This window comes from Brevundimonas sp. (assembly GCF_031082345.1).
In the GTDB taxonomy this organism is placed as follows: domain Bacteria; phylum Pseudomonadota; class Alphaproteobacteria; order Caulobacterales; family Caulobacteraceae; genus Brevundimonas.
In genome coordinates, this window is record NZ_JAVHLH010000148.1 from 1 (window position 1) to 7,146 (window position 7,146).

Sequence of the window (7,146 nt, forward strand, 5' to 3'; positions counted from 1 at the left end):
TGGGCGCAGACGGTGCGGTCCTGCACGTTGAGATCGAAGGCGCGGCGAAAGGGCCGATCCTGCTCTTCACCCATGGCTGGGGTCTCTCGGCGCGCATCTGGGCCGAGGCGCGGGCGGACCTGGGCGCCCGCTTCGGCCTCGTCTTCTGGGACCTGCCCGGACTGGGCCGGTCCGCCCGCCCGCTCGCGGGCTATTCGATCGAGGGGTTTTCCGAAGACCTGCACGCGGTGATCGACAGCCTGCCGCAGGACCGCCCGATCATCCTCGTCGGCCACAGCATCGGCGGCATGACGGTTCAGACCTTCTGCGCCCGCCATCCTGAAGTGCTGAAACGGCGGGTGGCCGCCATCGTGCTCGAGAACACCACCCACGCCAATCCTCTGGAGACGATGGTCTTCTCGCGCGTGCTTCGACCGCTTCAGCCGGTGATCGAACTCATTCTCAAGCTGGACACGGTCCTGTCGCCCGCGCTGTGGGTGATGAACTGGCAGGCGTGGCTCAGTGGTTCGACCCATGCAGCGGCCCGCCTGGCGGGCTTCGGCGCCCGCCCGACGCGGGAACAGCTGGATCGGACCGCGCGGCTGATCACCCTGAATTCCCCGGCGGTCCAGGCGCGCGGCAATCTCGCCATGCTGCGCTGGTCGATCACCGACGATCTGCCCCGGATCGACGTTCCGGCGCTCGTCTTCGTCGGCGGCCGCGACCTGATCACCCGGGACCAGGCCGGCGAGACCATCGCCGCCGCCCTGCCGCAGGCCCGGCTGGTCCGGGTCGAAGACGCCGGCCACATGGGGCCGGTCGAGAAGGCGCCCTTCTACAACGAGCAGATCGCGGATTTCGTCGGCTTCGTTCACCTGCTCCGCAGCCGCGTCCCGGCGCCCTCGCGTCGCTCCTTCCTCTCGCCCGACGCCGATCTCGCCCCGCCGGCGCGGCCGGATGAGGGGCCGGGCGAGGGCGGGGACCCGCCCGTCCGGATCCAGCCGGCGGCCCGCCCGATCTGACCTCAACGGCCGCCGATCCCCTGCCATCCCATAGCCTGTCATCCCGGCCCATCCCGGTCATTTCCCTGCCATCCCGCACCCGGCCCGATCTCCGTCGACGGTGCGGTGAAAGGGACTGCGTCCGCTTTTGACGCGGGCGCATGCTCTCATTGCGGGACAAGGACGAACGGTTGGCCGGCGGCCGATCGGGACCGTCTGGCGGCGATCGGCGCCTCAGCGACGGGAGAGGGAAGGGGGTGCGGGAGTGTCGGGATGGCAGGGTTTTGCGATTTTCTGCTGACAGGGTCGGGGCCGGAACCGTCACAGCGGCTCACGTTTTGTTACACCCCCAGCCTCGCCTTGCCGGCCCTCGCGCGGTAAGCGGGGCGCTGCACCGCGAGGGATGCGAGTCCCCGCGTTCGATCACGGCTCAGAGGCTGATAAATGACCCAGTGGGTGTACGGCTTCGGCGGCGGGACCGCCGACGGCGACTCGTCGATGAAGAACCTTCTCGGCGGCAAGGGCGCGAACCTCGCCGAGATGTCCTCGCTCGGCCTGCCGGTGCCCCCCGGCTTCACCATCACCACCGAGGCCTGCGTTCATTACTATTCCAACGGCCAGAGCTATCCGGCCGATCTCGCAGCCCAGGTGGCCGCCGGCCTGAAGAAGGTCGAGAGCGTGGTCGGCAAGACCTTCGGCGATCCGAAGAACCCGCTGCTGGTCTCGGTCCGCTCGGGCGCCCGCGCCTCCATGCCGGGCATGATGGACACCGTCCTGAACCTCGGCCTCAACGACGAGACGGTCGAGGGGCTGGCCGCCCTCAGCGGCGACCGCCGCTTCGCCTTCGACAGCTACCGCCGCTTCATCACCATGTACTCCAACGTGGTGCTGGGCCTGTCGCACGACGACTTCGAAGAGGTTCTGGACGACCACAAGGACCGGCTGGGCGTCACCATCGACACCGACCTGTCGGCCGCCGACTGGGAGAAGGTGGTCGCCGAATACAAGCAGGTGGTCGAGGACCGTCTGGGCCAGCCCTTCCCGCAGGATCCCAACGACCAGCTATGGGGCGCCGTCTCGGCCGTCTTCGCCAGCTGGATGAACGACCGGGCCAAATTCTATCGCCGCATGCACGACATCCCCGAGAGCTGGGGCACGGCGGTGAATGTGCAGTCCATGGTCTTCGGAAACATGGGCGAGACCTCGGCCACCGGCGTCGCCTTCACCCGCAACCCGTCGACGGGCGAGGCCCGGCTGTATGGCGAATTCCTGATCAACGCCCAAGGCGAGGACGTCGTCGCCGGCATCCGCACGCCGCAGTCGCTGACACGCGCCGGCCGCGAGGAGATGGGCGAGACCGCCCCCTCGATGGAAGAGGCCATGCCGGTGGTCTTCAACGAATTCGTCGAGGTCGTCGGCAAGCTCGAGACCCACTACCGCGACATGCAGGACATCGAATTCACGGTCGAACAGGGCCGGCTGTGGATGCTGCAGACCCGCAACGGCAAGCGCACGGCCAAGGCGGCGCTGAAGGTGGCCGTGGACCTCGCCGCCGAGGGCGTGATCTCGCAGGAGGAGGCCATCGGCCGGGTCGAGCCCTCGGCGCTGGACCAGTTGCTGCACCCGACCCTCGACCCGAACGCCGAACGCAAGGTCGTCGCCGCCGGCCTGCCCGCCTCGCCGGGCGCCGCCACCGGCAAGGTGGTGTTCGACGCCGACGAGGCCGAGCGCCTGTCCCAGCTCGGCGACGCCGTCATCCTCGTGCGTGAGGAGACCTCGCCCGAGGACATCCACGGCATGCACGCGGCGCGCGGCATCGTCACCGCCCGCGGCGGCATGACCAGCCACGCGGCGGTGGTCGCCCGCGGCATGGGCCGCCCCTGCGTCTCCGGCGCCGGCGAGATCCACATCGACGAGAAGGCCGGGACCTTCACCGCCCGCGGCCGCGTCTTCAAGGCCGGCGAGGTCATCACCATCGACGGCTCGAAGGGCGAGGTGCTGGACGGCGCCGTGCCGATGATCGAGCCGGAACTGACCGGCGACTTCCAGACCCTGATGGCCTGGGCCGACAAGGAGCGCCGTCTGCGGGTGCGGGCCAACGCCGAGACGCCGCTGGACGCCAAGACGGCACGCGGCTTCGGGGCCGAGGGCATCGGCCTGTGCCGGACCGAGCACATGTTCTTCGACGACGCCCGCATCGCCGCCGTGCGCGAGATGATCCTCGCCGACGACGAGGCCGGCCGCCGCGCCGCCCTCGCCAAGATCGCGCCGTTCCAGAAGTCGGACTTCGTCGAACTATTCGAGATCATGGCCGGCCTGCCGGTGACCGTGCGGCTGCTCGACCCGCCGCTACACGAGTTCATCCCCCACACCGACGCCGAGATCGACGCCCTGGCCGAGACCCAGGGCCTCGACGCCGCCAAGCTGAAGCGGCGGGCGAAGGAGCTGCACGAGACCAACCCCATGCTGGGCCACCGCGGCTGCCGCCTCGGCGTCGCCTACCCCGAGATCTACGAGATGCAGGTCCGCGCCATCCTCGAGGCGGCGCTGGAGGTGCAGGCGAAGTCGGGCGAAGCCCCGCTGCCCGAGATCATGCACCCGCTGGTCGCCCTCGGCCTCGAGATGAAATACCTGCGCGAGCTGACCGACCGGGTCGCGCGCGAGGTCTTCGCCGAGACCGGCCAGTCGATCGCCTATCTGGTCGGGACCATGATCGAACTGCCCCGCGCCGCCCTGCGCGCCGGCGACCTCGCCGAGCACGCCGAGTTCTTCTCCTTCGGCACCAACGACCTGACCCAGACCACCTTCGGCATCAGCCGCGACGACTCCGGCCGCTTCCTGCAGGCCTATCTGGACAAGGGCATCTTCGAGACCGACCCCTTCGTCCGCCTCGACCAGGAGGGCGTCGGCGACCTGATCCGCATCGCCGCCGAGCGGGGCGGGGCGGCCCGCCCGGACATCAAGATGGGCATCTGCGGCGAGCACGGCGGCGACCCGTCGTCGATCGACTTCTGCGAGCGGGTCGGCCTCAGCTACGTCAGCTGTTCGCCCTACCGCGTCCCCATCGCCCGCCTCGCCGCCGCCCAGGCCGCCCTGAACGCCCGCGCCGGGACCGAACAGGAGAAGGACCGCTAAGCAATCGCGCTGTCAAAATAAGAACACGATAAGGTCGCGATTGACGTATCGGCGTCTGTGTCAAGCTGTCCACAGTCCGAAACCAGTCGCAGCGCCCTACTGGAACGCCGGCAATCGCTACCCATTTCTGTCTCCGCTGGATGGGGCTGGTCACCGCAGAAGTGACCACATCTAGAGGATACAGAAACAATGCGTAACGTTCTTCTCGCGACCGCTGCTCTTACTTTGATCGCTGCACCGGCCATGGCCCAGAGCTTCAACGATCCGCAATGGACCGGCTCGGTCGGCTACACCCACCTCGACAGCGGCGACGACAGCCTCGGCGCCGTCACCGGACGGGTCGGCGCCAAGCTCTCGCGCTACATCGGCGTCGAGGCCGAGGGCTCCTTCGGCGTCAAGGACGAGGACATCACCGTCGCCGGCGTCGACGGGACCCTCGAACATGAGTACGACGCCGCCGTCTACGCCGTGGGCTCGGTGCCCGTCAGCCCGAACCTCGAACTGTTCGGCCGCGTCGGCTACGGCACGACCTCGCTGAAGGCCGACGTCGCCGGCGTCTCCGCCACCGAGGACGGCGAAAGCCTGAACTACGGCGCCGGCGCGAACTACTTCTTCGACGTCCAGAACGGCGTCCGCGCCGACTGGACCCGCCGCGACTTCACCGACGACGCCGGCGGCGAGATCGACACCTACGGTCTCAGCTTCGTCCGCCGCTTCTAGGACCCGGACATCTCCGCCGCGGCGACCACGCCGCGGCGGAGACCCTGTCGACTAGAGAAACTTCGCCATCACCAGGGCCGTATCGGCCATCCGCGTCGCGAAGCCCCATTCGTTGTCGTACCAGCTCAGCACCCGCGCCAGCTTGCCGTCGACGACCTGGGTCTGGGGCAGGGCGGCGGTCGACGAGGCGGCGATGTGATTGAGGTCCATCGACACCAGCGGCTCGGTGGTGGTGTGCAGCACGCCCTTCATCGGACCGTCGGCGGCGGCCTGAAGCGCGGCGTTGATCTCGTCCACCGAGACCTCGCGCCCCGCCACCACCTTCAGGTCGACGACCGAGACGTTGGGCGTCGGCACCCGGATCGACGATCCGTCCAGCTTGCCCTTCAGTTCCGGCAGCACCAGGCCGAGCGCCTTGGCAGCGCCGGTCGAGGTCGGGATCATCGACAGGCCCGCGGCGCGGGCGCGGTACAGGTCCTTGTGCATCGTATCCAGCGTCGGCTGGTCGCCGGTGTAGGCGTGGATAGTGGTCATGTAGCCGCGCTCGATGCCGAACAGGTCGTTCATCACCTTGGCCACCGGGGCCAGGGCGTTGGTGGTGCACGAGCCGTTGGAGACGATGATGTCGTCGGCGGTCAGGACGTCGTGGTTGACCTTGTAGACGATGGTCTGGTCGGCGCCGTCGGCCGGGGCCGAGACCAGCACCCGCTTGGCGCCGGCCTTCAGGTGCGCGCTGGCCTTGTCCTTCGAGGTGAAGATGCCGGTGCACTCGAAGGCGATGTCGACGTTCAATTCCTTGTGCGGCAGGTTCGCGGGGTCCCGCTCGGCCGTCACCTTGATCTTGCCCAGGCCGACGTCGATCCAGCCGTCGCCGCTTTCGACCGTGCCGGGGAACCGGCCGTGCACGCTGTCGTAGCGCAGTAGGTGGGCGTTGGTCTCGACCGGGCCCAGATCGTTGATCGCCACCACCTCGATGTCGCGACGGCCATGCTCGACGATCGAGCGCAGGACGAGGCGGCCGATGCGGCCGAAACCATTGATGGCGACGCGGACGGTCATGGGGCGGGCTCCTTGAAGCGTGATTTGCGGTTGGCGCTTCAATGGAACCGGCGGCGCGGCGTTTCAACCCCGCGGCCGTAACAAGCCGTGATGAACTGTAACGCTTCGAGCGCGCCGCCGCGCCTCAGGCCTGTTCTGCGCCGGGCGGGGCAAGGGGCAACGCCAGCCGCGCGGTCAGTCCGCCGCCGGTCCGGTTGGTCAGGGTCACGTCGCCGCCATGCGCTCGCGCCGCCTGACGCGCCACGGTCAGCCCCAGACCCGTCCCGCCGGTCTCGCGGCTGCGCGACCGCTCGCCGCGATGGAAGGGGTCGAACACCGCCTCCAGCTCGTCCCCGGCCAGGCCGGGACCGTCGTCTGAGACCTCCACGACGGCGCGGCCGTCCTCAACGAAGGCCTTCACCCGGGCCCCTCCGCCGTATTTGACGGCGTTGCCGATCAGATTGGCCAGGGCCCGGCGCAGGGCGGCGGGGTCGCCCTCGACCGGCAAGGCGCCGCCGCCTTCAAAGCGCACATCGGCGCCGGTCTCGGTGAAACCGGCCGCGCAATCCGCCGCCAACGGACCCAGATCCAGCGGCTCGCGCCGCTCCGCCGTGGACTCCCCCCGCACGAAGGCCATGGCTTGGGCGATCAGGGCGTCCATTTCCTCGATATCGGTGGCCATCCGGTCGCGCACCGCCGCCGGCGCCTGCTCGGCCCTGAAGCGCAATCGGGTCAGCGGCGTGCGCAGGTCGTGGGCGATGGCCGCGATGGTCTGCGTCCGCTGGCGCATGTGCTCGCGCAGCGAGGCCTGCATGTCGTTGAAGGCGTGGATGGCCGTGCGCACCTCGCTGGGACCCGATGGCGCCAGCGGCTCGGCGTCGGGGTCGGCCCCCAGCCGCTCGGCGGCGTCGGCGAAGACCCGGATCGGGCGCGTCAGCCGCCGCGCCAGCCACCAGACCAGCGGGGCCAGCAGCAGCATGGAAATGCCCAGCGCCAGCAACACCCGCAACTGCCACGGCGACAGCAGACCGCGCGGCGGCTCGACCGTGGCCCAGCGCCCGTCCGGCTGACGAACCGAGGCCGAGAACGGCGCAAACGTCAGGCGGTGAGCCAGGACAGTGAACTCGCGCGTCGTGGAGTTGATCACGATGGCGCCGTCGTCGCCGCGCGGGACCATGTGCTGCATATGCAGCTGGGCGGCCGCCGCGGCCTGCTCCCGGGTCAGCTCGACCGTCTTTCGACGAACCGCATCGTCGGCGCCGCCGGCGAGCCG

Annotated in this window: 5 protein-coding genes; 3 read left to right on the plus strand and 2 right to left on the minus strand. The window is 69.5% G+C overall.

The window, feature by feature from the left end; genetic code table 11:
* The 3 genes from RDU12_RS10245 to RDU12_RS10255 all read left to right on the plus strand — a co-directional run.
* A partial coding sequence (locus tag RDU12_RS10245; RefSeq protein WP_308684560.1) for an alpha/beta hydrolase occupies positions 1 to 1,001 on the plus strand: 1,001 nt, incomplete at its 5' end.
* Positions 1,002 to 1,424: 423 nt separating this feature from the next.
* Complete coding sequence (gene ppdK / locus RDU12_RS10250) at positions 1,425 to 4,115, plus strand: pyruvate, phosphate dikinase (RefSeq protein ID WP_300289758.1); 2,691 nt, start codon at positions 1,425 to 1,427, stop codon at positions 4,113 to 4,115.
* A 189-nt stretch (positions 4,116 to 4,304) separates the two neighbouring features.
* Complete coding sequence (locus RDU12_RS10255; RefSeq protein ID WP_300289757.1) at positions 4,305 to 4,835, plus strand: porin family protein; 531 nt, start codon at positions 4,305 to 4,307, stop codon at positions 4,833 to 4,835.
* A gap of 51 nt (positions 4,836 to 4,886) precedes the next feature.
* Here the strand turns inward: RDU12_RS10255 and gap are convergent, their stop codons facing one another.
* Positions 4,887 to 5,894: a type I glyceraldehyde-3-phosphate dehydrogenase gene (gene gap / locus RDU12_RS10260; RefSeq protein WP_308684561.1), complete on the minus strand. Its 1,008-nt coding sequence runs from the start codon at positions 5,892 to 5,894 to the stop codon at positions 4,887 to 4,889.
* 124 nt (positions 5,895 to 6,018) lie between these two features.
* Positions 6,019 to 7,146: ATP-binding protein (locus RDU12_RS10265; protein WP_308684562.1), on the minus strand; the 1,128-nt coding region annotated here is incomplete at its 5' end.